This window comes from Halorubrum sp. GN12_10-3_MGM (assembly GCF_005435235.1).
GTDB classification, from domain to species: Archaea; Halobacteriota; Halobacteria; order Halobacteriales; family Haloferacaceae; genus Halorubrum; species Halorubrum ezzemoulense.
This window is the reverse complement of sequence record NZ_SGUB01000059.1, coordinates 1-1,233: the sequence shown is the minus strand read 5'-3', so window position 1 is coordinate 1,233 and position 1,233 is coordinate 1. Positions and strand designations below refer to the sequence as shown.

Genomic DNA, 1,233 nt, shown 5'->3' with positions numbered 1-1,233 from the left:
GATGAATCGCCGCACGCAGTACAAACCATTAAATAAACATATCCCAAACTGAGGGACAGCGATGGAATACAGTCACCGCTACCACGCCTATCCGACACAAAAGGTGGCGGAGACTGTCGAACAGCACATCGACGTTCATCGCCAAGCGTACAACTTCACGCGGTACGAGTACACGAATCACAACGACGCCGACAACGTTGGGTCGGCGTACAAGCATCACGACCGTCTCACCGACTGGAAAGACGAGTTTTCCGTGTTCACAGAGGTTCACTCGAAAGCACTCCAGCGAACCGTCACGCGGTTCTATCAGAACCTCTCGAATCTCTCTGAGAAGAAACGGAATGGTCAGAAGGTCGGGATGCTCAAGTGGAAATCGCCAGCGGAGTTTCAGAGTATGACGTATTCGCAGTCCGGTTTCGAACTCAAAAACACGAGTGGCCACAACGCGACACTCTGGCTCTCCAAAATCGGTGACATCCCGATCCGCTACCACCGCGAACTCCCAGATACAGCGGAGATCAAAGAAGTCACGATTAAAAAAGAGACAACCGGTGAGTGGTTCGTCTCTTTCGGTCTCGAAACCGATGAGGCCGATCTACCCGAGAAACCCAGCGTAGATGCACTCAACACGAACAACAGCGTTGGAATCGATCTCGGTATCCGTAACTACATCCACACCTCGGACGGGAAAACTGTAGATTGGCTCGATCTCGGAGACGAGTACGAACAACTCCGTCGCAAGCAACGCAAACTCTCTCGCAAAGAGGAAGGGTCAAACAACTACGAGAAACAACGACTGAAGGTTGCGAAAATCAAGCGTCACATCCGGCGGAAGGTGCTGGACTACCAGCACAAACTCACGACGTGGCTCGTCCGCGAGTACGACGCGGTGTTCGTCGAGAACTTGGATGTGAAGGAGATGCTGGAACAGTCGTACAACGCCCAGAACAAGCAGGATGCGGCGTGGCGACAGTTCATCACTCTGCTCGAATATAAAGCCGAGCTGTACGGGACGCACGTGGTTCAAGTCGAAGCGCGGGGCACGACGAAAGAGTGTGCGTCGTGTGGCGTGGAGACAGCGAAACCTATCTGGGTTAGAGAGCATTCGTGTCCCTCGTGTGGGTTTGAATGTGACCGTGACGCGAATGCGGCGATGAACGTCTTGCAGAGAGGCTTTGCTGAATTAGGGCTGGGATGGCCCGAAGATACGCCTGTGGAGACTGCGCTCCCTGC

Annotated in this window: 1 protein-coding gene; it reads left to right on the top strand. The window is 53.7% G+C overall.

The genetic code is table 11. The features are described from left to right. Nucleotides 1–61: 61 nt before the first annotated feature. A partial coding sequence (locus EXE47_RS18220) for an RNA-guided endonuclease TnpB family protein (protein ID WP_137708626.1) occupies nucleotides 62–1,233 on the top strand: 1,172 nt, incomplete at its 3' end.